The sequence below is a fragment of the Aeromonas sp. MaB10011B genome, from assembly GCF_017939325.1.
GTDB lineage: Bacteria > Pseudomonadota > Gammaproteobacteria > Enterobacterales > Aeromonadaceae > Aeromonas > Aeromonas caviae.
Genome location: NZ_JAGKRK010000024.1, coordinates 57,967 through 80,771, shown reverse-complemented (window position 1 = coordinate 80,771; position 22,805 = coordinate 57,967). Strand labels below are relative to the sequence as shown.

27 protein-coding genes and 1 pseudogene are annotated in these 22,805 nt (G+C 61.6%); 9 read left to right on the top strand and 19 right to left on the bottom strand.

Translation table 11 applies throughout. The features are described from left to right. From J9893_RS09375 to rpsJ, 9 genes and pseudogenes are all read right to left on the bottom strand, one after another. A pseudogene (locus J9893_RS09375) lies at window positions 1-93 on the bottom strand (ribosomal protein L16); the annotation flags it as partial. 13 nt (window positions 94-106) lie between these two features. Next, window positions 107-820 (bottom strand): 30S ribosomal protein S3, encoded by a 714-nt coding sequence (rpsC, locus tag J9893_RS09370; protein ID WP_005331168.1) that lies wholly within the window; start codon window positions 818-820, stop codon window positions 107-109. Window positions 821-823: 3 nt separating this feature from the next. Next, a complete protein-coding gene (gene rplV, locus J9893_RS09365; RefSeq protein ID WP_010672561.1) occupies window positions 824-1,168 on the bottom strand; it encodes a 50S ribosomal protein L22 in 345 nt (114 codons plus the stop codon). A gap of 10 nt (window positions 1,169-1,178) precedes the next feature. Further along, a complete protein-coding gene (gene rpsS, locus J9893_RS09360; RefSeq protein WP_005307960.1) occupies window positions 1,179-1,457 on the bottom strand; it encodes a 30S ribosomal protein S19 in 279 nt (92 codons plus the stop codon). Between the two features lie 22 nt (window positions 1,458-1,479). Beyond that, on the bottom strand, window positions 1,480-2,301 hold the full coding sequence (gene rplB / locus J9893_RS09355) for a 50S ribosomal protein L2 (protein WP_010672560.1): 822 nt from the start codon (window positions 2,299-2,301) through the stop codon (window positions 1,480-1,482). A 15-nt stretch (window positions 2,302-2,316) separates the two neighbouring features. Further along, window positions 2,317-2,616 carry a 50S ribosomal protein L23 gene (gene rplW / locus J9893_RS09350; protein ID WP_342690021.1) on the bottom strand — a complete coding sequence of 100 codons (300 nt, stop codon included), beginning with the start codon at window positions 2,614-2,616 and terminating at the stop codon, window positions 2,317-2,319. Further along, the gene (rplD, locus tag J9893_RS09345) at window positions 2,616-3,221 is read right to left on the bottom strand and encodes a 50S ribosomal protein L4 (RefSeq protein ID WP_005340616.1); all 606 of its coding nucleotides are present in this window, start codon (window positions 3,219-3,221) and stop codon (window positions 2,616-2,618) included. Before rplD ends, rplW begins: the two co-directional genes overlap by 1 nt. Window positions 3,222-3,238: 17 nt before the next feature. Continuing rightward, window positions 3,239-3,871, bottom strand: coding sequence for a 50S ribosomal protein L3 (rplC, locus tag J9893_RS09340; RefSeq protein WP_010672559.1), 633 nt, complete (start codon window positions 3,869-3,871; stop codon window positions 3,239-3,241). Between the two features lie 22 nt (window positions 3,872-3,893). Next, window positions 3,894-4,205 carry a 30S ribosomal protein S10 gene (gene rpsJ, locus J9893_RS09335; RefSeq protein WP_005307944.1) on the bottom strand — a complete coding sequence of 104 codons (312 nt, stop codon included), beginning with the start codon at window positions 4,203-4,205 and terminating at the stop codon, window positions 3,894-3,896. A gap of 354 nt (window positions 4,206-4,559) precedes the next feature. Here rpsJ and J9893_RS09330 point away from each other — a divergent pair, with 354 nt between their 5' ends. Next, complete coding sequence (locus tag J9893_RS09330) at window positions 4,560-5,474, top strand: DMT family transporter (RefSeq protein ID WP_128313507.1); 915 nt, start codon at window positions 4,560-4,562, stop codon at window positions 5,472-5,474. Between the two features lie 36 nt (window positions 5,475-5,510). Here the strand turns inward: J9893_RS09330 and envZ are convergent, their stop codons facing one another. Both envZ and ompR read right to left on the bottom strand, forming a co-directional pair. Continuing rightward, complete coding sequence (envZ, locus tag J9893_RS09325; RefSeq protein ID WP_161646951.1) at window positions 5,511-6,821, bottom strand: two-component system sensor histidine kinase EnvZ; 1,311 nt, start codon at window positions 6,819-6,821, stop codon at window positions 5,511-5,513. Next, the gene (ompR, locus tag J9893_RS09320) at window positions 6,818-7,537 is read right to left on the bottom strand and encodes a two-component system response regulator OmpR (protein ID WP_210600047.1); all 720 of its coding nucleotides are present in this window, start codon (window positions 7,535-7,537) and stop codon (window positions 6,818-6,820) included. The genes envZ and ompR overlap by 4 nt, the downstream gene beginning before the upstream one ends. Before the next feature lie 202 nt (window positions 7,538-7,739). On the opposite strand from ompR, the gene greB reads away from it, so the two are divergent. Both greB and J9893_RS09310 read left to right on the top strand, forming a co-directional pair. Next, complete coding sequence (greB, locus tag J9893_RS09315; protein ID WP_201997358.1) at window positions 7,740-8,213, top strand: transcription elongation factor GreB; 474 nt, start codon at window positions 7,740-7,742, stop codon at window positions 8,211-8,213. A 269-nt stretch (window positions 8,214-8,482) separates the two neighbouring features. Next, entirely contained in the window at window positions 8,483-10,789 is a 2,307-nt protein-coding gene (locus J9893_RS09310) for a Tex family protein (protein WP_210600046.1), read from the top strand. Between the two features lie 58 nt (window positions 10,790-10,847). Here J9893_RS09310 and J9893_RS09305 read toward each other — a convergent pair whose 3' ends face one another. From J9893_RS09305 to bioH, 3 genes are all read right to left on the bottom strand, one after another. After that, window positions 10,848-11,600, bottom strand: a complete 753-nt coding sequence (locus tag J9893_RS09305) for a putative metalloprotease CJM1_0395 family protein (RefSeq protein WP_210600045.1) — start codon at window positions 11,598-11,600, stop codon at window positions 10,848-10,850. 1 nt (window position 11,601) lies between these two features. Next, window positions 11,602-11,835, bottom strand: a complete 234-nt coding sequence (locus J9893_RS09300) for a flagellar basal body rod C-terminal domain-containing protein (RefSeq protein ID WP_209794886.1) — start codon at window positions 11,833-11,835, stop codon at window positions 11,602-11,604. Between the two features lie 72 nt (window positions 11,836-11,907). After that, window positions 11,908-12,672 (bottom strand): pimeloyl-ACP methyl ester esterase BioH, encoded by a 765-nt coding sequence (gene bioH / locus J9893_RS09295; protein WP_210600044.1) that lies wholly within the window; start codon window positions 12,670-12,672, stop codon window positions 11,908-11,910. A gap of 38 nt (window positions 12,673-12,710) precedes the next feature. On the opposite strand from bioH, the gene J9893_RS09290 reads away from it, so the two are divergent. Then, window positions 12,711-13,439, top strand: coding sequence for a ComF family protein (locus J9893_RS09290; RefSeq protein ID WP_210600043.1), 729 nt, complete (start codon window positions 12,711-12,713; stop codon window positions 13,437-13,439). Between the two features lie 148 nt (window positions 13,440-13,587). Then, window positions 13,588-14,166: a Fe-S biogenesis protein NfuA gene (nfuA, locus tag J9893_RS09285; RefSeq protein ID WP_010672549.1), complete on the top strand. Its 579-nt coding sequence runs from the start codon at window positions 13,588-13,590 to the stop codon at window positions 14,164-14,166. Window positions 14,167-14,235: 69 nt separating this feature from the next. Here nfuA and gpsA read toward each other — a convergent pair whose 3' ends face one another. Genes gpsA through J9893_RS09270 form a run of 3 tightly spaced genes read right to left on the bottom strand, consistent with a single transcriptional unit; the run spans window position 14,236 to window position 16,192 of the window. After that, window positions 14,236-15,240 (bottom strand): NAD(P)H-dependent glycerol-3-phosphate dehydrogenase, encoded by a 1,005-nt coding sequence (gene gpsA / locus J9893_RS09280; protein ID WP_010672548.1) that lies wholly within the window; start codon window positions 15,238-15,240, stop codon window positions 14,236-14,238. A 2-nt stretch (window positions 15,241-15,242) separates the two neighbouring features. Next, the gene (gene secB / locus J9893_RS09275; RefSeq protein WP_010672547.1) at window positions 15,243-15,713 is read right to left on the bottom strand and encodes a protein-export chaperone SecB; all 471 of its coding nucleotides are present in this window, start codon (window positions 15,711-15,713) and stop codon (window positions 15,243-15,245) included. Between the two features lie 47 nt (window positions 15,714-15,760). Further along, entirely contained in the window at window positions 15,761-16,192 is a 432-nt protein-coding gene (locus J9893_RS09270) for a rhodanese-like domain-containing protein (RefSeq protein WP_010672546.1), read from the bottom strand. A gap of 348 nt (window positions 16,193-16,540) precedes the next feature. Here J9893_RS09270 and gpmM point away from each other — a divergent pair, with 348 nt between their 5' ends. Both gpmM and J9893_RS09260 read left to right on the top strand, forming a co-directional pair. Next, the gene (gpmM, locus tag J9893_RS09265) at window positions 16,541-18,070 is read left to right on the top strand and encodes a 2,3-bisphosphoglycerate-independent phosphoglycerate mutase (RefSeq protein WP_052816405.1); all 1,530 of its coding nucleotides are present in this window, start codon (window positions 16,541-16,543) and stop codon (window positions 18,068-18,070) included. A gap of 9 nt (window positions 18,071-18,079) precedes the next feature. Then, window positions 18,080-19,483 (top strand): peptidoglycan DD-metalloendopeptidase family protein, encoded by a 1,404-nt coding sequence (locus J9893_RS09260; protein ID WP_039039497.1) that lies wholly within the window; start codon window positions 18,080-18,082, stop codon window positions 19,481-19,483. A 200-nt stretch (window positions 19,484-19,683) separates the two neighbouring features. On the opposite strand, the gene J9893_RS09255 is transcribed toward J9893_RS09260, so the two are convergent. Next, window positions 19,684-20,334 (bottom strand): Qnr family pentapeptide repeat protein, encoded by a 651-nt coding sequence (locus J9893_RS09255; protein ID WP_041212172.1) that lies wholly within the window; start codon window positions 20,332-20,334, stop codon window positions 19,684-19,686. 88 nt (window positions 20,335-20,422) lie between these two features. Here J9893_RS09255 and J9893_RS09250 point away from each other — a divergent pair, with 88 nt between their 5' ends. Further along, window positions 20,423-21,430, top strand: a complete 1,008-nt coding sequence (locus tag J9893_RS09250; protein ID WP_039039499.1) for a substrate-binding domain-containing protein — start codon at window positions 20,423-20,425, stop codon at window positions 21,428-21,430. Between the two features lie 110 nt (window positions 21,431-21,540). Next, entirely contained in the window at window positions 21,541-21,930 is a 390-nt protein-coding gene (locus J9893_RS09245; protein ID WP_041214080.1) for a nuclear transport factor 2 family protein, read from the top strand. A 55-nt stretch (window positions 21,931-21,985) separates the two neighbouring features. On the opposite strand, the gene J9893_RS09240 is transcribed toward J9893_RS09245, so the two are convergent. After that, window positions 21,986-22,678 (bottom strand): AraC family transcriptional regulator, encoded by a 693-nt coding sequence (locus J9893_RS09240; protein ID WP_210600042.1) that lies wholly within the window; start codon window positions 22,676-22,678, stop codon window positions 21,986-21,988. Window positions 22,679-22,805 lie beyond the last annotated feature (127 nt).

Sequence of the window (22,805 nt, the reverse complement as noted above, 5' to 3'; positions counted from 1 at the left end):
AGTACCGAAGGATACTTCGTTACCGGCATTGGCCAGACCGCGGTTACGACCCTTGTGGGTCTTGCGGAATTTAGTACGCTTAGGTTGCAACATTTACCGAATCTCCTTACTTAGCAGCGCGGCGCTTGTTGTCACGCTTGGGCTTTGCAGGAGCTTGCTCTTGAGCAGCGGCAGCATTGACTGCAGCCAGACCGCCCAGAACTTCGCCCTTGAAGATCCAAACTTTGACGCCGATCACACCGTAAGTGGTGTGGGCTTCAGAAGTTGCGTAGTCGATGTCGGCACGCAGGGTGTGCAGGGGCACACGACCTTCACGGTACCATTCGGTACGCGCGATTTCAGCGCCGCCCAGACGACCGGAAACTTCCACTTTGATGCCCTTGGCACCCAGGCGCATGGCGTTCTGTACGGCGCGCTTCATAGCACGACGGAACATTACGCGACGCTCCAGCTGGGAAGTGATGCTGTCGGCAACCAGTTTGCCATCCAGCTCCGGCTTGCGGACTTCGGAAATGTTGATCTGAGCAGGCACGCCAGCGATCGCGGCTACAGCTTTGCGCAGTTTTTCAACGTCTTCGCCTTTCTTGCCGATCACGACACCCGGACGAGCGGTGTGAATGGTCACACGGATGCTCTTGGCCGGACGCTCGATAGTGATCTTGGACAAGGAAGCGTTTTTCAGCTCCTTGGTCAGGAACTGGCGTACTTGGAAATCGCTGTACAGGTTGTCAGCGAAGTCTTTGGTGTTCGCGAACCAGGTAGAATTCCAAGGCTTGGTAATACCCAGGCGAATGCCATTAGGATGTACTTTCTGACCCATTGCTTATCTCCCAGCCTTAGCGTCGGATACCACTACAGTGATGTGAGCGGTACGCTTGAGGATACGATCCGCGCGACCTTTGGCACGCGGGCGGATGCGCTTCATGGAGGGACCTTCGTCTACCATGATGGTGGCAACACGCAGGGTGTCGATATCGGCACCTTCGTTGTGCTCAGCGTTGGCAATGGCAGATTCCAGCACTTTCTTCACCAGAACAGCAGCCTTTTTCGGGCTGAAGGTCAGGATGTTCAGAGCCTTGTCTACGGACAGACCACGTACTTGATCGGCTACCAGACGAGCTTTCTGGGCAGAAGTACGGGCATAACGGTGTTTAGCGATAGCTTCCATCATTTATCCCTTAGCGCTTCTTAGCCTTCTTATCAGCAGCATGGCCGCGATAAGTACGAGTCGGTGCGAATTCACCCAGTTTGTGACCGATCATTTCTTCGGTAACGAAAACCGGAACGTGCTGACGACCATTATGGACAGCGATGGTCAAACCGATCATGTTCGGGATGATCATTGAACGACGGGACCAGGTCTTAACCGGCTTTTTATCCCCGCTTTCCACCGCTTTCTCTACCTTCTTCAGCAAGTGCAGGTCGATAAATGGACCCTTCTTGAGAGAACGTGGCATGGTGATTCCTCTATGTTAACAATTACTTGTTACGACGACGTACGATGTACTTGTCGGTACGCTTGTTCTTACGGGTCTTGAAGCCCTTAGCCTTCTGGCCCCATGGGGACACAGGCTGCATGCCCTTGTTACGACCCTCACCACCACCGTGCGGGTGATCAACCGGGTTCATCGCCATACCGCGAACGGTCGGACGAATACCACGCCAGCGGTTAGCACCGGCTTTACCCAGTTGACGCAGCATGTGCTCGGAGTTACCCACTTCACCGATGGTAGCGCGGCACTCGGCCAGAACTTTACGTACTTCGCCGGAACGCAGACGCAGAGTTACATAGTTACCTTCACGAGCCAGGATCTGGATGAAAGTACCAGCGGAACGAGCCAGCTGGGCACCTTTACCAGGTTTCATCTCAACGGCGTGAACGGTAGAACCGACCGGGATGTTGCGCATCGGCAGGGTGTTACCTACCTTGATGGCAGCATCAGCACCAGAGGCGATTGCATCACCAGCTTTCAGGCCTTTCGGAGCCAGGATGTAACGACGCTCACCGTCTGCATACAGCACCAGGGCGATGTTTGCGGTACGGTTGGGATCGTATTCCAGACGCTCAACTTTGGCCGGAATGCCGTCTTTGTCGCGCTTGAAGTCGATCAGACGGTAGTGTTGCTTGTGACCACCACCGATATGACGAGTGGTGATACGACCGTTGTTGTTACGGCCACCGGACTTGCTTTTGCTGTCCAGCAGAGCGGCGAAGGGCTTGCCCTTGTACAGCTCTTGGTTGACGATCTTGACGACGTGGCGGCGGCCCGGAGAAGTAGGCTTGCACTTAACGATTGCCATTTTTCAGAACTCCTCTTACTCGGCTGCGCCCATGAAGTCGATGTCCTGACCAGCTTTCAGGGTCACATAAGCCTTTTTCCAATCGGAACGACGGCCTACGCGTGCACCTGCGCGCTTGGTCTTACCCTTCATGTTCAGGGTACGGACGGTCTCAACTTCGACCTCGAACAGTTTCGCAACTGCAGCTTTGACTTCCGCCTTGGTGGCATCAACAGCAACTTTGAACACGATAGTGTTCTGCTTTTCTGCGACCATGGTGCTCTTTTCAGAGATGTGCGGAGCCTTCAGAACTTTCAGCAGACGCTCTTCACGGATCATGCCAGCATCTCCTCGATTTGCTTAACTGCGTCAGCAGTCATCAGAACCTTGTCGAAAGCGATCAGGCTGACCGGGTCGATACCGGCAACGTCACGCACGTCAACTTTGTACAGGTTACGAGCAGCCAGGAACAGGTTCTCATCGACTTCAGCAGTCACGATCAGAACGTCAGTCAGTTCCATTTCTTTCAGCTTGGCGATCAGTTCTTTGGTCTTCGGCGCTTCGATGCCGAACTTCTCAACAACGATCAGGCGCTCTTGACGTACCAGCTCGGACAGGATGCTACGGATAGCGCCGCGGTACATCTTCTTGTTTACTTTCTGGCTGTGATCTTGCGGCTTAGCAGCAAAGGTCACACCACCGGAACGCCAGATGGGCGAACGGATGGAGCCAGCACGGGCACGACCAGTACCCTTCTGACGCCACGGCTTTTTGCCGCCACCAGACACTTCAGAGCGAGTCAGCTGCGCACGAGTACCCTGACGGGCACCAGCGGCATATGCAACGACAACCTGGTGAACCAGAGCTTCGTTGAATTCGCGCCCGAAGGTAGTCTCGGAAACTTCAAGAGCGCTCTTGGCGTCTTTCATTACCAATTCCATTACTATCTCCTCAGACGTTACGCTTTGACGGCAGGTTTGACGATCACGTTGCCGTTGGTTGCACCCGGTACTGCGCCTTTGATGAGCAGCAGGTTGCGTTCAGCGTCAACACGAACCAGTTCCAGGTTCTGAGTCGTTACACGCTCAGCACCCATGTGACCAGCCATCTTCTTGCCCTTGAATACACGGCCCGGGGTCTGGTTTTGACCGATGGAGCCAGGTACACGGTGGGACAGGGAGTTACCGTGGGTCATATCCTGGGTACGGAAGTTCCAGCGCTTAACAGTACCGGCAAAACCTTTACCCTTGGATGTGCCGGTAACGTCTACCAGCTTAACGTCAGCGAGAAGATCTACTTTCAGCTCGCTACCAACAGTGAAAGTTTCACCGTTGTTCAGGCGGAATTCCCACAGACCGCGACCGGCTTCTACACCAGCTTTGGCGAAGTGGCCAGCTTCCGGCTTGGTTACGCGGCTGGCTTTCTTGGCGCCAGTGGTAACCTGAATAGCGTTGTAGCCGTCGGTTTCTACAGATTTGACCTGAGTTACACGGTTAGCTTCAACTTCGATAACAGTCACCGGGATAGAAACGCCATCTTCAGTGAAGATGCGAGTCATACCCACTTTGCGACCTACAAGACCGATTGTCATTGTTATCAACCTCTTTCCGTAATTAACCCAGGCTGATCTGGACGTCTACACCAGCTGCCAGATCCAGACGCATCAGAGCGTCAACGGTCTTGTCAGTCGGTTCAACGATGTCTACCAGACGCTTGTGAGTGCGGATCTCGTACTGATCACGCGCGTCTTTGTTGACGTGCGGGGAGATCAGAACGGTGAAACGCTCTTTGCGAGTCGGCAGCGGGATAGGACCGCGAACCTGCGCGCCAGTGCGCTTAGCAGTTTCAACGATTTCCGCAGTGGATTGATCGATCAGGCGATGATCAAAAGCCTTCAGGCGGATACGGATTCTTTGGTTCTGCATTGACAGAGCTCCAATAGATAAAAGAACATAAATCAACACCGCCCGACCGAGACTACTCCCGCCAGAGGTGTGATTTTTCACGTTTCCTCCCATATCGGGAGGACTGTATGGCTGGCAACTCGTAAACGGGAAGCTCAGCAAGCAGACATATCGTCTGGCTGCCTCATGGGCAAGCGGTGGGGATTATACGGATTTTTTCCACTCACGCAAGTGAAGGCGGACAGATTGTGCGCAATGTTGTGTGGCGGATGGATCTCCAGGCGATCAAATCATCGCCCTCGGCGAGACGGTAACGACAATGTTGCAAACAGGCTGATAGACTGCGCCCTCGCCCCTGTTTGCGGAACCCATCCCATGCTCAAGAATCAGAAGAAAGCCTACCAGTACGGGCTCTGTGCCGTCGCCCTCTGGTCCACGGTGGCCAGCGCCTTCAAGATCTCCCTCGCCTACTTTGAACCAGTACAGCTGCTGCTGGTCGCCGCCAGCACCTCGACCCTGACCCTGGGATGCATCGTGGCCTGTCAGGGCAAACTGCCGCTACTGCTCGACTACATCAAGAGTCGCCCCCTCTACTACCTCGCTCTCGGGGTCCTGAACCCCTTCCTCTATTACCTGCTGCTGTTCAAGGCATATGATCTGCTGCCCGCCCAGCAGGCGCAGACTCTCAACTACACCTGGGCCATCACCCTCAGCCTGCTGGCCGTTCCCTTCCTCGGTCAAAAGCTGCGCCGCCGCGATGGCGTCGCCATCGTGCTCGGCTATTTCGGCGCCCTGGTGATCGCCACCAGGGGGGACGTGTTCGGTCTGCAGTTCGACAGCCCCCTCGGCGTCACGCTGGCGCTGGTGTCGACCCTGATCTGGGCCGGTTACTGGATCCTCAACACCCGCAATCAGGGGGATCCCGTCGTCAGCCTGCTGCTCGGCTTCCTCATCAGCCTGCCCTTCATCATCGTGGCGACCTGGTTGCTCTCGGACTTTGCCATGACCGCCTGGCAGGGATGGGCTGGCGCCATCTATGTGGGGCTGTTCGAGATGGGCTTCGGTTTCGTGCTCTGGCTGATGGCCCTGCGCCACGCCACCAACACAGCCCCCATCAGTAACCTCATCTTCATCTCGCCGTTTGCCTCTCTGGTGCTGCTCAACCTGTTGATCGGCGAAACCATTCACCCGGCAACCCCCATCGGGTTGGCTCTCATCGTCGCCGCCCTGCTTATCCAGCAACTCAAATATGGCAAGCGCTACCGCAAGGTGAGCGACCCCCACCCCTGACAGACAAAAGGGCGCATCTCTCGATACGCCCTGCTTTCAATCCATCCACTCCAGCGGCTGGTTCTTGGGTAGCCGGATCTCCACCTGCAAGCCCCCCAGTTCGGAGCGCCCCAACCTGATGGTGCCGTGATGCTGGGAGACTATCTTGGCAACGATGGCTAGCCCCAGCCCGCTGCCGCCACCGGTGCGCGCCACATTGCCCTGGGTGAAGGGCTTGAGCACCCGGGAGTAGTCCTCTTCTGCGATCCCCGGGCCATTGTCGGAGAGTCGCAGCCGCACCCAGTGGCCATCATCCCTGAGCTCGGCCTGCAACCGGGTCGCGCCATAGCGCAGGGAGTTGCCCGACAGATTGTTGAGGATACGGCGAATGCTGATGGGATGGCAGGCCACACGCACCGCCTCCTCCGGCAGGAGCAGCTCCACTTCCAGTCCCTGATCGGTCTGCATCAGCAACGCATCGTGAATGAGCTGGGTCAGGTCGACGGGCCGGGCATCGAGCCCCTCGTTCGGGCGAATGTAGTCGATGAACTGATCAATGATACCGTTCGACTCATCGATGTCCGCATTGATGCTCTCCTTGAGGTACTCATCCCCCGAGGACATCATCTCGGTCGCGAGACGAATGCGGGTGAGAGGGGTGCGCAAATCGTGGGATACCCCGGCCATCATCAGGTTGCGCTCCTCGATCAGCCCCTTGATGGAGCTCGACATGTGGTTGAAGGTGCGGGTCAGGCGGCGCACCTCCCGCGAGCCCTGCTCCCCCAGGGCATCGGGAAAGTTGCCGCGCGCCACCGCCACGGTCCCCGCTTCCAGATCCTCCAGCGGTCGCACCAGCTGACGGGCAAAACGCCAGGCTGCAAACAGGGTCACCACCAGCAAGACGCTCATATAGAGGATGAGCGGTTCGATGTCGTCATCTTCAATTTCAGTCAGGGGAATGCGCACCCACATCTGGCTGGCCTGGGGAGGCTGGATCCAGATGATGTAGTGATCCTGGATTTCAACTCTGACCCTGGTATCCCCTTTCAGTTCGCGGCTGATGCTCTGCTCCAGATAGGGGTAGGGCTTGGAATCATTCAGCCCGTGCTGCTCCGCCTCGCTCTGGGTATAGATGTCGCTGCCAGTGGTCACATAGACCAGCGCCTCGGCATCTTCACTGAGCGCCAGCTGGTTGTTGTCCACCGGGAAGATGAGTTTGACCTGGTTTGCCAGCAGGTGGCTGATCTGCTTGACGGTCGGCGCCAGCAGGTAGTTGTAGAAGGTAACGTAGGAGACGACTTGATAGACCACCAGCACGGCAGCCAGAAACCAGAGCATGCGGGAGAACATGCTGCCCACTTTCTTCATGCGTTCTCACCGTCCGGTACGAACACATACCCCAGACCCCAGACGGTCTGCAGATAGCGGGGCTGGGCCGGGTCCTGTTCCAGCAGGCGGCGCAGGCGGGAGACCTGCACATCGATGCTGCGCTCGGTGGCCGTGTACTCGCGACCACGGGCCAGGTTCATCAGCTTGTCACGGGAGAGCGGTTCGCGAGGATGACTCACCAGCACCTTGAGCACGGCGAACTCCCCGCTGGTCAGGGCAACCGGTTCGCCATCACGACTCAGTTCACGGGTCGCCAGATTGAGCTGGTAGGCCCCGAAACTCACCATCTTCTCCGCCGCGGAAGGGGCGCCGGGCAGCTCCACGGTATGGCGGCGCAGCACGGCGCGGATCCGGGCCAGCAGCTCACGGGGGTTGAACGGCTTGGGCAGATAATCGTCGGCCCCCATCTCCAGACCGACGATGCGATCCACTTCGTCCCCCTTGGCGGTGAGCATCAAGACAGGGATCTGGTTGCCGGCCTCGCGCAGGCAGCGGCAGATGGAGAGGCCGTCTTCCCCCGGCAGCATCAGATCAAGCACCATCAGGCTGAAGTTTTCACGCGTCAGCAGGCGATCGGCCTGCTCCCCGTTGGCGACACCTCGCACTACAAACCCCTGCTCGGTGAGGTAGCGCTCCAACAAGGAACGCAGTTTCAGATCGTCGTCCACCACCAGGACCTTGTATTGCTGACTCATTGCCACCTCTCTTTTCTGTCTCCCCTCATACTAGAGCCGCCCCCTGCAACCACAAAGCATAAATATGTTACCGGTTATTGCCCTCATTCGGCCCCGGAGCCGGGAGGGATGGATGGCCAGCTCTGCTTTTTGCTCGACAGCGCGGCGACAATGACTAAGATCCCGAGCAACCGGATGCAATTGGCGAGGGAGTGATAACCCCATGAAAACCAAACTCATTACCCGTGAAGGCTACACCAGGCTCCGGCAGGAGCACGACATGCTCTGGCGGGAGGAGAGGCCCGATGTCACCAAAAAAGTGGCCTGGGCGGCGAGCCTGGGTGATCGCAGCGAGAATGCCGATTACCAGTACAACAAGAAACGCCTGCGGGAGATCGACCGCCGGGTTCGCTACCTGCGCAAGTGCCTGGAAGAGCTGACCATAGTCGACTACTCCCCCTCCCAGGAGGGCAAGGTCTTCTTCGGCGCCTGGGTCGAGGTGGAAAACGACGAGGGTGAGACCAAGCGCTTTCGCATTGTCGGCTATGACGAGATCTTCGGCCGCAAGGATTACATCTCCATCGACTCCCCCATGGCCCGCGCCCTGCTCAAGAAAGAGGTGGGCGATGAAGCCTTGGTGCAAACGCCAGTGGGTGACGCCTGCTGGTACATCAATGAGATCAGCTATCCCAAATAAGCCAGCACCGACCCTGACTGCCAAATCGGCTGACAAGGCCAGGAGAGACCGAGCATGTCCGCCCACCGGGTATGAGAAACGTCATTTCTGCCGGGGTGGCATCCCGCTGCCCGACCCCATATAGTGCTCACACCCGGCGCCTTGCGGCGCGAACCGGCCCGCGCGGCAGTGGCCTGGCAGGTATCTAAACTATCGCCAGGACAGACCCCCTGTTCGGCGACATAACCCCACGCTGGCCAGTTAGACAGGACCCGACCAAGAGACCCTCGATGCAAAGCCACGTAATAGAACATCAGATCGCCGGTGAGCTGAATGCCCGCCCGGAACAGGTGCAGGCAGCCGTTCGCCTGCTGGACGAAGGCGCGACCGTTCCCTTCATCGCCCGTTACCGCAAAGAGGTGACCGGCGGTCTGGACGACAGCCAGCTGCGTACCCTGGAGAGCCGCCTCGGCTACCTGCGTGAACTGGCGGATCGCCGCCAGGTGATCCTGCGCTCCATCGAAGAGCAGGGCAAACTGACCCCCGAGCTGGCCCGCGAGCTGAACGACGCCGACAGCAAGACCCGTCTGGAAGACCTCTACCTCCCCTACAAGCCCAAGCGCCGCACCAAGGGACAGATGGCCATCGAGGCGGGGCTGGAGCCACTGGCGGATTTGCTGCTGGGTGACCCCATGAAGGATCCCGAACAGGAGGCGGTTCGCTTCCTCAATGCCGAGCAGGGGATCACCGACGGCAAGGCCGCCCTCGACGGTGCCCGTTACATCCTGATGGAGCGCTTCGCCGAGCAGGCCGATCTCCTTGAGAAGCTGCGGGACTACCTGTGGCAAAACGCCACCCTGCGCGCCCGCGTGGTGGCCGGCAAGGAGCAGGAAGGGGCCAAGTTCAAGGACTACTTCGAACACGACGAACCCCTGCACAAGGCCCCCTCCCACCGGGTGCTGGCCATGTTGCGCGGCCGCAACGAGGGGATCCTCAACCTGGCGCTGGTCACCGGCGAGGATGAGGGTACCAGCCCCTGCGAAGGGATCATCGCCCATCACCTCAGACTCAACCTGCAAAGTCGCCCGGCCGACAAGTGGCTGCAGGGGGTGGTGAGCTGGACCTGGAAGATCAAGCTCTCCTTGCAGATGGAAACCGAACTGATCGGCCGCATCCGCGAGTCAGCAGAGGAGGAGGCGATCAAGGTGTTCGCCATGAACCTCAAGGATCTGCTGATGGCGGCACCGGCCGGCATGCGCTGCACCATGGGGCTGGATCCCGGCATCCGTACCGGCGTCAAGGTGGCGGTGGTGGATGCCACCGGCAAGCTGGTCGATCGCGCGACCATCTATCCGTTCGAACCCAAGCGCCAGGTTGACCAGAGTCTCAAGACCCTGAGCGAGCTGTGCCAGAAGCACAAGGTCGAGCTCATCAGCATCGGCAACGGCACCGCATCCCGGGAAACCGACCGCCTGGTGAGCGATCTGTTCGAGCGCTACCCGGCCGCCAAGGCGCAGAAAATCGTGGTCAGTGAAGCGGGGGCATCGGTCTACTCCGCCTCCGAGCTCGCCTCCCAGGAATTCCCGGATCTCGACGTCTCCATTCGCGGCGCCGTCTCCATCGCTCGCCGTCTCCAGGATCCCCTGGCAGAGCTGGTCAAGATCGACCCCAAGAGCATCGGTGTGGGCCAGTACCAGCACGACGTCGGCCAGAGCCAGCTGGCCCGCCGCCTCGACGCGGTGGTCGAGGATTGCGTGAACGCGGTGGGGGTGGATGTGAATACCGCCTCGGTCGCCCTCCTCAACCGGGTTTCCGGCCTCTCCCAGACCCTGGCCCAGAACATCGTCGCCTACCGCGACGAGAACGGCGCCTTCCAGCATCGTCAGCAGCTGCTGAAAGTAAGCCGACTCGGGCCCAAGGCATTCGAGCAATGCGCCGGCTTCCTGCGTATTCGGGGCGGCAGCAACCCGCTGGACGGCTCGGCGGTGCACCCGGAATCCTACCCGGTGGTGGAGCGGATCCTCGCCAGGCTGGAGCAGACCGTGGACAGCCTGCTCGGCAACAGCAGCCTGCTGCGCACCCTCAAGCCCACCGACTACACCGACGAGCAGTTCGGGGTGCCTACCGTCACGGACATCATCGGCGAGCTGGACAAGCCCGGCCGCGACCCGCGTCCCGAGTTCAAGACCGCCACCTTCAAGGAAGGGGTGGAAAAAATCAGCGATCTGGTGCCCGAGATGGTGCTGGAGGGTGTGGTCACCAACGTCACCAACTTCGGTGCCTTCGTCGACATCGGCGTCCATCAGGACGGGCTGGTGCACATTTCTTCCCTCACCGATCGCTTCGTCAAGGATCCCCGCGAGGTGGTCAAGGCCGGCGACATCGTCCGGGTCAAGGTGCTGGAAGTCGACGTACCGCGCAAACGCATCAGTCTGACCATGCGTCTGGATGAAAAAGCCGACCAGCCTGCACGCAAACCGGCCGAGCCGCGTCACACCGGCAACGCCCGACCGAAACAGGCGCCCCGTCAGAGCGCTCCGACCGAGGGTGCCATGGGCAACGCCTTCGCGGCTGCCCTGTCGAAACTGAAGAAATAAGTCCCCAGAATGCAAAAAAGCCCCGAAAGGGGCTTTTTCATGCCTGCACGGAGCGGGATCAAACGTCCTGACTCAGGCTATGCGGGGAGGCTGGCCTCACCGCTTGCTGATAGTGCCTGGCAATCACCTGGTTTCGATTGTCCATATAAGCACCGAGCGGGCCTGTGGTTTCCTGCCTGAGGGTCATCAGATCCTTGCGGGCCTGTGCCTCCTTGCCAGAGGCGGCACGGGCCACACTCATGTCTTGTGACGATGGTTCATCGGGAGCCAGTGCAGCGGCACGCACCTGCTGCATCTTGGCGATGGTCGCGGCGGGATCCCCGGGAATGGTCCCCATGTCGATGACCACCTCCCCCCCGGTGGCATAACGCTTGCCATCCGGCCCACGGGAAAACTGGTAGGTAGGGCTCCCCGCATGCTCGCCGCCGGCTGCCTGGTGAGCCTGCTCGTGCTTGCGGACTTCGAGATCCCGCTCGACCAGCGCAGCCACCTGACGCTGCTGCTTTTGCTGCTCCTGCTGTTCACCCTCCTGACGTTGTCGACGCTCCCCCTCCTCCCCCGTTGCCTCGACAAAACGGTGCGCCACCATCACGGGGCCGTTCTCTTTCGTGGACGAGGATGGGGTGGCGGGATTGGCCTGGGCGGCCCGGGATCTCTCTTTCTGGGAACCGACGCCGGACTCGGCGTTGGACGCTTCGCTCTGGCGGCTGGGGGGCACCAGTTCTGCGCGGCGGTTGTCAGTCTGTGCCGATTCCGTCTGCGGCTGCAGTTGATTCGGAATGATGGTCGGCAGACTGACGTTGATGTTCATGTCACACCCGGATATCGATCAGGGTGCCCAGCATGTCGCTGGCGGTCTGGATCACCTTGGCGGAGGCGCCGGCTTGCTGCTCGGCCACCTTGAGGTTGACCAGCTCCTCGGGCAGCTCCACCCGCTCACCGGCGGGGGTATTGAGACGGGCAATCTGGCTGGAAGCCTGGCCGGCCAACTGCTCCGCCCGCTGGAATCCCTGCACGCCCGCCGTCATGGCTGATTCGATACGCATTGGCACACTCCTCTATGGGGTTGGCCAATTATCCACCAAGCCGGGGCATTATTGAAGCCAGTCGCTCACATCTCAGCCAATGAACTGTCGCAGCAGGGTGATGAAATGCTCGGGGTGAGAAATGAAGGGGGCATGGGAGGCCTTGTCCAGTACCCGGCTCCGGCTTCCGGGATAGCGCTCGTCCAGCAGCGGAATGGCCGCCTTGGGCACCAGGGTATCCAGCCTGCCATAGAGGCGCAGCCAGGGCAGATCCAGGCCGACCAGTTGATCCCGCAGATCGACCTCGGCCAACAGGCCGAGACCCGCCTCCAGGGCGGCAAGCCGGGGGGCTGGCCGCTCCGCCAGCCAGTGGCGCAGCTGGCGAATGTCGTTCCTGGCATGTTCGCTGCCCATGGCCTGGATCGCCAGGAAGCGTTCTATGGTCTGCATGAAGTCCCCCGCCAGCATCTGGTTGAACCCCGCCAGCACCTTGGGAGCTATGCCCGGCCATTCATCCCGGGCCATGAAGCAGGGGGAGCTGGCTACCGTGATGAGGGAGTGGAGGCGCTCAGGCATGGTCAGGGCCAGCTGGCTCGCCACCAGACCACCGAGGGACCAGCCGAGCAGATGGCATTTTTCAGGCAATATGGCCGTCACCTGCTCTGCCAGCCAGGGCAGGGTGTAGTCTATCCCTTCTTGCAGGGGGCTGTTGCCAAAGCCGGGCAGGTCCACCAGATGCAGGCGGTAGTGGGTAGCCAGTTCTTGGGCGATACCGTGCCAGACGGCCCCGTTCATGCCCCAACCATGCAACAACACCAGGTCCGGGCCCTGGCCAAACCGCTCAACCGATACGCTCATCTAGACTCAAGATCCCTGTTTATCTGCTTGGAGCCTGCATGTTAAAGCGACTGCTCGCCAAAGCAAGTCCGATCCTCGGCCCCCGGGCCGACTGGCTCGGTCTGTGCCTGCTCTGCCGCCAACCCAGTGACGAGGTGCCTCTGCTGTGCTCCTGGTGCCGGCAGGCCCTGCACCAGGATGGCTGGCAGTGCCGGCTGTGTGCGGCACCGCTACCGGAACAATATGCAGAGAGCGGCCTGGTGTGCGGACGTTGCCAGCGCCGTCCGCCCCCCTGGCAGCGGCTTCAGGTGATCGGCGACTACCGGGCGCCTTATACCCAACTCATCCCCCGGCTGAAGTATTCCGGTCAGATCCTGCTCGCGCCGCTGCTCGCCCGTGTGCTGGCCGACCACCTTAATCTCGATGACCCGCCACAGGCCATCATTCCGGTTCCCCTGCACTGGTGGCGCCAGTGGTGGCGCGGCTTCAACCAGGCAGAGGAGATAGGCCGGGCCCTGAGCGAGCTCACCGACATTCCCTGTGACAGCCGCTTGTTGCGCCGGGTCAGGGCAACCCCGCAGCAGACCCGGCTCAGTGCCGGCCAGCGGCGGCGTAACCTGCGCGACGCCTTCGAGATGGCGCCTCACCACTACCGGCATGTGGCACTGCTCGACGATGTGGTCACCACGGGCGCCACCGCAGGTCAGCTCACCCGGTTGCTCCATGAGCACGGCGTCACCAGGGTGGAGGTGTGGGCCATCTGCCGTACCCTCAGACACCCCCCATAGCCTGGCGCGGAACCGGCCGACGAGACTGGAGGCGGCATGATTCCGATACGCCCAAGCTCACAAGCTCGCCATCGGCACGCTACCCAAGCCCCGCCAAGCGAGTTATCATGAATACCCTAGTCGTACACTCAGGTTTATGAGGATAGTGATGATCAGCATTTCCGACACCGCCCAGGCCCACTTCCGCAAGTTGCTGGAGAAGCAGCCTGATGGCACCAACATCCGGGTGTTTGTGGTCAATCCGGGAACCCAGAATGCCGAGTGCGGCGTATCCTATTGCCCACCCGACGCGGTCGATCCGGAAGATCAGCACCTGCCCTTCAGCGGCTTCGACTGCCTGGTCGATCCCCTGAGCGCCCCCTTCCTGGTGGATGCCACCATCGACTTCGTCACCGATCAGATGGGCTCCCAGCTCACCCTGAAGGCGCCCAACGCCAAGATGCGCAAGGTGGCCGATGACGCCCCCCTGATCGACCGCATCGAGTACGTGTTGATGTCCGAGGTGAACCCCATGCTGGCCGGTCACGGCGGCAAGGTCACCCTGGTCGAGCTGACCGACGACAAACTGGCCATCCTGCAGTTTGGCGGCGGTTGCAACGGTTGCTCCATGGTCGACTACACCCTGAAAGAGGGGATCGAGAAGCAGTTGCTGGAGAAATTCCCGGGCGAGCTCAACGGCGTCAAGGATGCCACCGAGCACCAGCGCGGCGACCACTCCTACTACTGATTTGCCCCCTTGCGGCAAAGAAAAGGCCCCGCCAGCTGGCGGGGCCTTTTGCATTCTGCGGCTGGCAGATCACTCGTCCTTCTTGTCTCGCGACAGCAGGGCGATGGCCGCCTCTTTCGGGTTCTTGCCCTCGTAGAGCACCTTGAAGATCTGTTCGCAGATGGGCATCTCGACGCCACAGCGGGCCGCCAGCAGATGCACCTCCTTGGTGTTGCGATAGCCTTCCACCACCTGGCCTATCTCGGCCATGGCGGTGTCAACCGACTTGCCCGCTCCCAGCGCCAGACCGAAACGGCGGTTGCGCGACTGGTTGTCGGTACAGGTCAACACCAGATCCCCGAGCCCCGCCATCCCCATGAAGGTCTTGGCATCGGCCCCGAGGGCGGCGCCGAGGCGCTGCATCTCCACCAGACCCCGAGTGATGAGCGCGGTTCTGGCGTTGGCGCCAAAGCCGAGTCCGTCAGAGAGACCGGCACCGATGGCGATGACGTTCTTGACCGCCCCGCCCAGCTGCAGACCGATGAAGTCCGGATTGGTATAGACCCGGAACGAGCGGCCGCAGTGCAGCAGGTGGGAGAGATCGTCGGCAAAGTCGTCGTGGGTCGAGGCCACCGAGATGGCGGTCGGCAGACCGGCAGCCAGCTCGCGGGCGAAGGTCGGGCCCGAGATGACCGCCAGTGGAATGGCATCCCCCAGCACCTCCCGCGCCACCTCTTGCAGCAGACGGCCGCTGTCCGGCTCCAGCCCCTTGGTGGCCCAGGCGATCCGGGTATCCGGGCGCAGGAAGGGTTTGACCCGGGCCAGTACCTGGCCGAACACATGGCTCGGCACCACCAGCAGCAGCACGGGAGCGGCTTGCACCGCCGCCTGCAGATCCGACGTCAGTTGCAGATCGGCCGGGAAGGGGACATCCGGCAAGAATGCCTTGTTGCAGCGATCCTGTTCCAGCTCGGCGACATGGGCAGGGTCGTGACCCCACAGCAGGGTCGGATGACCATTGCGCGCCAGAGAAATGGCAAGGGCGGAGCCATAAGACCCCGCCCCCAGGACCGAGATTGCGATCTGGTCGGCCATTATCAGGCTTCCGCAGTCGCCTGCTGGGCCTGTACCTGCGCCATGTGCTGGGCGAACAGGGCGTCGAAGTTGACCGGTGCCAGGTTCAGCTGCGGGAAGGAACCCTTGCTCACCAGGTTGGACACCGCTTCGCGGGCATACGGGAACAGGATGTTCGGGCAGAAGGCCGCCAGGCAGTGGGCCAGTTGCGGCTCAGGCAGGTTGCCGATGGTGAAGATGCCGGCTTGCTGCACTTCGCACAGGAAGGCGGTCTCGGTTTCCAGCTTGCAGGTGACAGTCAGGGTCAGCACCACTTCATAGACGCTGTCGGCCAGGACATTGGTCTTGGTGTCCATGTCCAGCTTGACGTCCGGCTGCCACTCTTTCTGGAAGATGTGCGGGGTATTCGGGGCTTCGAAGGAGACATCCTTGGTGTAGACACGCTGGATGTGGAATTCCGGTTGCACTTCCTGGTTGTTGATTTCGTCAGCCATTTCGTTTGATTCCTTTTTAAGATAATGAGTGGGCGCAGGCCCTTAAATCAGCGTTTTTTGGTCACCGGCAGATTGTCTGCACGCCATTGGGCCATGCCACCGCTGAGCACATACACCTGCTTGAAACCGGCCTTGCTCAGTTGGCGACCCGCGCCACCAGCGGTCATCCCCGACTCGCACACCACTATGATGGGGGCATCCTTGTGCTTTTCAACCGGGCCCAGATTATTCGCCTGGATCTGGGCGAGCGGCAGGTGATGGGCCCCGGCCAGATGGCCCTTGGCAAATTCATCCTGACTGCGAATGTCCACGACGGTGGCATTTTCACGGTTGATAAGCAGGGTAGCGGCGTGGTTGTTGACCGCCTTCACCGGAGAAAAACGAGCACGCACAGTGGTATACACCAGAGTGCCTGCCAAGCCCAACCAGGCTGCGGTCAGCAGCGGATTGCGGGCCGCGAAATCCAAATACTCTTGCATCTTCTACTATCCAGGGACCAAGACAAGGGCCCGAGTATACATGGGGCCCTGCATAAGATCAGCCATCTTGGCGGCAAAGCGAGAGCAAGCTCCCATCAGGGATGGCTGCCGATTCTTCCTCCTCCAACCGGGCCGAACGAGAGGATGCGCCATGCCGAAAAGAGGGGGAAAACAGAGGAAAACCCGCCGAGGCAGACAAGCCGGCAACATGCCTAAAACAGCGGGATAACAGTTAAAAAGCGAGGCTGGAGAGGGACTTGGCTATCAGGTGACTATTTCGGCAGATGTAGTAATATTACGCTAGTTTCACTTCCCGCAATTCATTCCTATCCGAGAGGACATAGCCTTATGTCAACAGCTAAGAAACCGCTGGTTCTGGTCATCATGGACGGTTGGGGCTACAGCACCAAGCAAGAGTACAACGCCGTTGCTGCTGCCAAGACCCCCAACCTGGATCGCCTGGCCCGTGACTACACCAGCACCCTGATCTCCGGCTCCGGCCTGGACGTGGGTCTGCCGGACGGCCAGATGGGCAACTCCGAAGTGGGCCACACCAACATCGGTGCCGGTCGCGTCGTCTATCAGGAGCTGACCCGCATCTCCAAGGACATCCAGGACGGCGACTTCTTCCAGAACGTCGAGCTGGCCAAGGCTGTCGACGCTGCCGTGACCAAGGGCAAGGCCGTGCACATCATGGGTCTGATGTCCCCGGGTGGCGTACACAGCCACGAAGAGCACATCATGGGCATGATCGAGATGGCCGCCAAGCGTGGCGCCGAGCAGATCTACTTCCACGCCTTCCTGGATGGCCGCGACGTCCCGCCGCGCAGTGCCCAGTCCTCCATCGAGCTGTTCGACGCCCTGTTTGCCCGACTGGGCAAGGGTCGTTTCGCCTCCATGATCGGTCGTTACTACGCCATGGACCGCGACAACCGCTGGGATCGCGTGCAGCAGGCCTATGACCTGATGACCCAGGGCAAGGGCGAATTCACCGCCGACAACGCCACCGACGCGCTGGCCGCCGCCTATGCCCGCGACGAGAACGACGAGTTCGTCAAAGCCACCCGCATCGGCGACGCTGTACCGATGATCGACGGCGATGCGCTGATCTTCATGAACTTCCGCGCCGACCGCGCCCGCGAAATCACCCGCGCCTTCGTCGATACCGACTTCACCGGCTTCGCCCGCACCGCCACCCCGGCCCTGCACTTCGTGATGCTGACCGAATACGCGGCCGACATCAAAACCGCCTGCGCCTATCCGCCCACCGCCCTGGTCAATACCCTGGGTGAGTGGCTGGCCAAGCAGGGCAAGACCCAGCTGCGCATCTCCGAGACCGAGAAGTACGCCCACGTCACCTTCTTCTTCAACGGTGGCGAAGAGGCCTGCTTCACTGGCGAAGATCGCGAAATCGTAGCGAGCCCGAAAGTGGCTACCTATGACCTGCAGCCGGAGATGAGCTCCGAAGAGCTGACCGACAAGCTGGTTGCGGCCATCAAGAGCGGCAAGTACGACGTCATCATCTGCAACTACCCGAACGGCGACATGGTCGGCCACACCGGCGTGTTCGATGCGGCCGTCAAAGCCTGTGAAGCGGTCGACCACTGCATCGGTCGCGTCACCGACGCCCTGGCGGAAGTGGGCGGCGAGTGCCTCATCACCGCCGACCATGGCAACGCCGAGAAGATGATGGACGAAGAGACTGGTCAGGCCCACACCGCCCACACCAATCTGCCGGTTCCCCTCATCTACTTCGGTCGTAAAGCCGAGGTCGCCGAAGGTGGCAAACTGTCCGATCTGGCCCCCACCATGCTGACCCTGATGGGTCTGCCGGTGCCGCCGGAAATGACTGGCAAGCCCCTGATGATTCTGAAATAATCCTGCCCCATGCGGGGATGCGAAATTATTTCACAGAAAACCAGTCGCGTCGGCCTGTTGGCCGGCGCGCTGTTTTTTTGCCTGATCGGCGGTACCGGCACAGCCCAGGCTGCGAACCAGCAGTTGGGGGCCATGCAGTCCCAGATCAAGGAACAGCAACAGACCCTCAAGCTCAGCAAGCAGGAGCTTGCCAAGCTCAACACCCAGCTCAAGGCTGACGAGCAGGCCATTTCGGCTGCCGCCGCCAAACTCGAGCAGACCAGACAGCAACTCCGGCAGAACCAGCAGAAGCTGGCGTCCCTGCAGCAGGACAAGCTGGCACTGGAGCAACAAGCAAAACATCAGAAACAGTTGCTGGCCAAGCAGGCGGAAAGCGCCTTCCAGGCGGGCAACCACGATTACCTCAAACTGCTGCTCAACCAGCAGGATCCGGCCAAGCTGAGCCGCGCCCTCGACTACTTCGACTACCTCAACAAGGCCCGCATCGAGGCCATTGAAGCCCTGCGCGCCACCCGTGACAAGCTGGCCAAGAACCAGCAGGCCACCAGAGAGACCGAGAACCGCCTCCAGACCCTGCTCGGCGAGCAGCAGGAACATCACCAGAGCCTGCTGGCCAGCCAGCAGAGCCGTGCCAAGGTGCGCAACCAGTTGCAGCAATCGGTGCAGGCCGACGAGCAGAAGCTCGACAAGCTGGTCAAGGCGGAGAAGGCGCTCAAGGCGCGGCTGGAAGAGCTGCGTCGTCAGCAGGAAGAAAAGGAACGCCGCGAACGGGCCGAGCGGGAGCGCCTTGCCAAGATCAAGGCCGAGCAGGAGCGCCAGCGCCGTCTGGAGGCCCAGCGCCTGGCAGCCGAACAGAAACGCATTGAGGAGCAGCAGCGGATCGCGGCCCAGCAGCGCCAGGTCGGCGAACAGCAGCGGCTGGCGGCCCAGCAGCAACGCGTCGCCGAACAGCAGGCCAAGGTGGCGCAGCAGCAAGCGGCCGCCCGCAACAGCGCCAAGGCAAGCAGCAACGGCTACGGCGGTCTGAGCACGGGTGGCAACCTGCGCTGGCCGGTGCAGGGCCCCATCCTCATCTCCTACGGCTCGCCACGTACCGCCGAGCTGAAGTGGAAGGGCACCCTGATCGGCGCCAGCGAAGGGACCCAGGTCAAGGCGGTGGCACCGGGACAGGTGGTCTACGCCGACTGGCTCGACGGATTCGGCATGCTGCTGGTCATCGACCACGGCAAGGGCTACATGAGCCTCTACGGCCACAACCAGTCGCTGCTGCGCCAGGTGGGACAAAAGGTGGAGCAGGGTGAGCCCGTGGCCCTGGTCGGCGACAGCGGCGGACAGGAGCGCTCCGGCCTCTACTTCGAGATCCGCTATCAGGGCGAGGCCATCAACCCGACCAAGTGGCTGGCCAGACGCTAAGCCCGCCTTGGCGGTGCCCGAGTGGAGTCCGCTACCTCATCCCCAGCCCTTCTCCCGCGAGGGGGGCAGGGAGCAAAAGACAGCAACACCGCGTCGTTTACCACTTCACCTGACAAAAAGTCTGCATCGCGCAGACTTTTGCTTGCCAGGGGGGGCACCGCCCGCCCCGATGATGAAAACTTACCTCTTTTCCACCCCGCTCAGGGGAAGACCACCAGCCCGATCTGCTCCAGCAGCCCCTGCTGCTGATCTTCATTGATCTGCACCCCGGCGAGGTTGACCCGGCGCAGATCCAGACCGGGCAGATCGCACTGGCGCAGATCGCAGCCTTGCAGGTTGAAGCTGGTCCAGTCGATTTGTCCGAACTCGGAGCCGCTGAGATCCGAGCCCGCCAGGGAGGCGCCCAGCAGGTTGGCCCCCTGCCAGCGGTTTCCGGCAAGCTCGCACCGCTCCAGCAGGCAGCTTTCGAAGTTGGCGTAGCTGAAGTTGTTGCCGGTGAGGTGGGCCTCGCAGAAGTAGCTTTTGGCAGTGATCCGGTTGGCGAAGCTGGCATGGGCGAAGTTGATCCCCATGGCCTGGCAGTCGCGCATCTCCAGCCCAAGACACTGGCTGCGGCCGAAGTCCGCCAGGGTGAGATCGCAGCGCAGGAAGCTCGCCTCCCTCAGATCGCAGCCCTGAAACAGGCAGCCCAGCTCCCGTTCCCTGTCATAGAAGCTGCAGTCGACGAAGCGGCTCTCCCCGAGATCGAGCCAGGAGAAGTGACAGCCGATGAAGCGGCACCCCTGGAACTGCTCCCCCTCCACCTCCTGCTGCTCGAAGTGGACCCCCTCGAAACACCTGCCCTTGATCATCCCCTGGCCCCTGTTGATGGCGTCATATGCTGACATTGCCGTGCAAAAACGGTAATGTTACGTGTAACATTTTTTGCCGGATCCCCAGATGAACGACACCCGCAAGCGCCGCCCTACCCTGCAGGACATTGCCGACCTGACCGGTGTCACCAAGATGACCGTCAGCCGCTACCTGCGCGACCCGTCCGCCGTGGCCGAAGGGACCCGCGAGCGCATCGCCGCCGCGGTGGAGGAGCTCGGCTACATCCCGAACCGGGCGCCGGACATGCTGTCGAACGCCACCAGCAAGGCGATCGGCATCCTGATCCCCTCCCTCTCCAACCAGGTCTTCTCAGCGGTGATCCACGGCATCGAGGCGGTGACCCGGCCCGCCGGCTACCAGACCCTGCTCGCCCACTACGGCTACAGCCCGGAGCGGGAGGAGGAGCAGGTCGCCTCCCTCCTCTCCTACAACGTGGACGGGCTCATCCTCTCGGACACCCAGCACACCGAGCGCACCCGCAAGATGATCGCCACCGCCGGCATCCCGGTGGTGGAGACCATGGATCTGCCCCTCTCCCCCATCGACATGGTGGTGGGCATGGATCACCGGGCCGCCGCCCGGGCCATGGTAACAGAGATGCTGCGCCGGGGACGGCGCAAGGTGATCTACCTCGGCGCCCGGCTCGACGTGCGCACCCAGCTGCGAATGGAAGGCTACTACCAGGCGATGGCCGATTTCGGTCTGACCGGCCAGCACCTGCTGACGGAGCAATCCTCCAGCTTCACCCTGGGGGGAGAGCTACTGGCCCAGGCCATGGCGCGCTTCCCCGACCTCGACGGCCTGTTCTGCACCAACGACGACCTGGCGGTGGGGGCCCTGCTGCAATGCCAGGCCAGGTGGATCCCGGTGCCCCAGCAGGTGGCCATTGCCGGCAGCAACGCCCTCGACATCGGCCACGCCATGACCCCCAAGCTCGCCAGTATCGTCACCCCCCGCGAGACCATAGGTCGCGAAGCCGCCATCATGCTGCTAGCCCGCCTCGGCGGCCAGCCGCTGGCGACCAGGTGCAAGGACATCGGCTTCTCCCTCTATGAGGGGGAAAGCCTCGGCTGATCCCCGGCCATCATGGCGCGTTCGACCGCCATGATGGCGCCTTCTCCCCTCTCCCCTCGCCGCCCCCTGGCCTATGCTGGCTCCTCCATCCAACCTGTCAGGAGCAGACCATGCACCACACCGAACGATTGAAAGCCTGCCTGCAGCGCGTCATCTGCGATCCCGCCTTCCCCCTGGCGGAGCTCGACGCCTGGTTCACCCCCGACTACTGCCAGGAGGTGAACGGCGAGCGGCTCGACTACCCGGCGTTTCACCAGCACATCGCCACACTGCGCCGCCATCTGGCCGGGGCGAGCATCGAGTTTGTCGCCACCCTGGCGCAGGGGGAGCGGGTACACTCGACCCATGTGGTACGGGCCACCCGCCAGGACGGCGGCACCCTGGTCTGCAAGGTGAGCGGCCTCTTCACCTTTCGCGGCGATCGGATCTGCCACACCGACGAGGTGACCTGTCTGTTGGCAGGCAGCAAGGAGGATGCGGATATCGGCTCGCGGCGCTGACTGCCGGCAACCCGCAGACACCTCCATGGCGGGCAGGAAGGCAGACGACGGGCCCTCAGGCCGCCGGTTCGCGTCGGGCAAGGCGCTGGAGGGCGCGGGACAAGGCGCCGGGATCCTCGTAGCCGAGCCGATCGGCGATCTGGGCCAGCGTGAGCCCCCGGTGCTGCAACTGGCGCGCCCGTCCCAGCACCACCTGCTCCCGCCACTGGCGAAAGCTGCACCCCAGCTGCTGGAGGAAGAGTCGGTTGAGGGTACGCACCGAGGCGCCGCAATCTGCCGCCAGCGCCGTCAGCGTCAGATGGATGGCGGGTGCCTGGCACACCCTGTCCAGCACCCGCAGCAGGCGCGGGTCCAGCGCCCCGGCGAGGGGAATGCGCGCCGCGAGCGGGTCGGCGCGCTCCAGCTCCTGGCCAAGCACCGTCAGATAGGCCCCTTTCACCTCCTCCTCGGCCAGCTCGGACAGGCGGGCGAAGAGGCCCGCCAGCAGTGGGCTGGCCTGCAAGGGGCCGAAGGCGGTACGGACCGACGTCGGCACATAGAGGAGGGAGAGTCGGGAGCGGCGCAGCACGCGAAACTCGTGCTCCCACCCCGCCGGAATAAAGCAGATCTGGCCCGCCACCAGCAGTTCTCCCTCCCCTCGCCCCGTGATGATGCCGCCCCCGTCGTGCAGATAGCAGTATTGGGCATGGGGGTGGCAGTGCAGCGCGGTGAAGTGCCCTTGCGGGTAGGATGGATGCAGACAGGACATGAAGGCTCCAGGGGAGAGGGGCGGCCCCCGACCTTAAGCCAGGGCGAGGCCGGAAGCAAACGGCCCACCCCCTACGGGGGCGGAAAAACAGCAGGCCACCCGGGGGTGACCTGTTTAATTTTTCTAA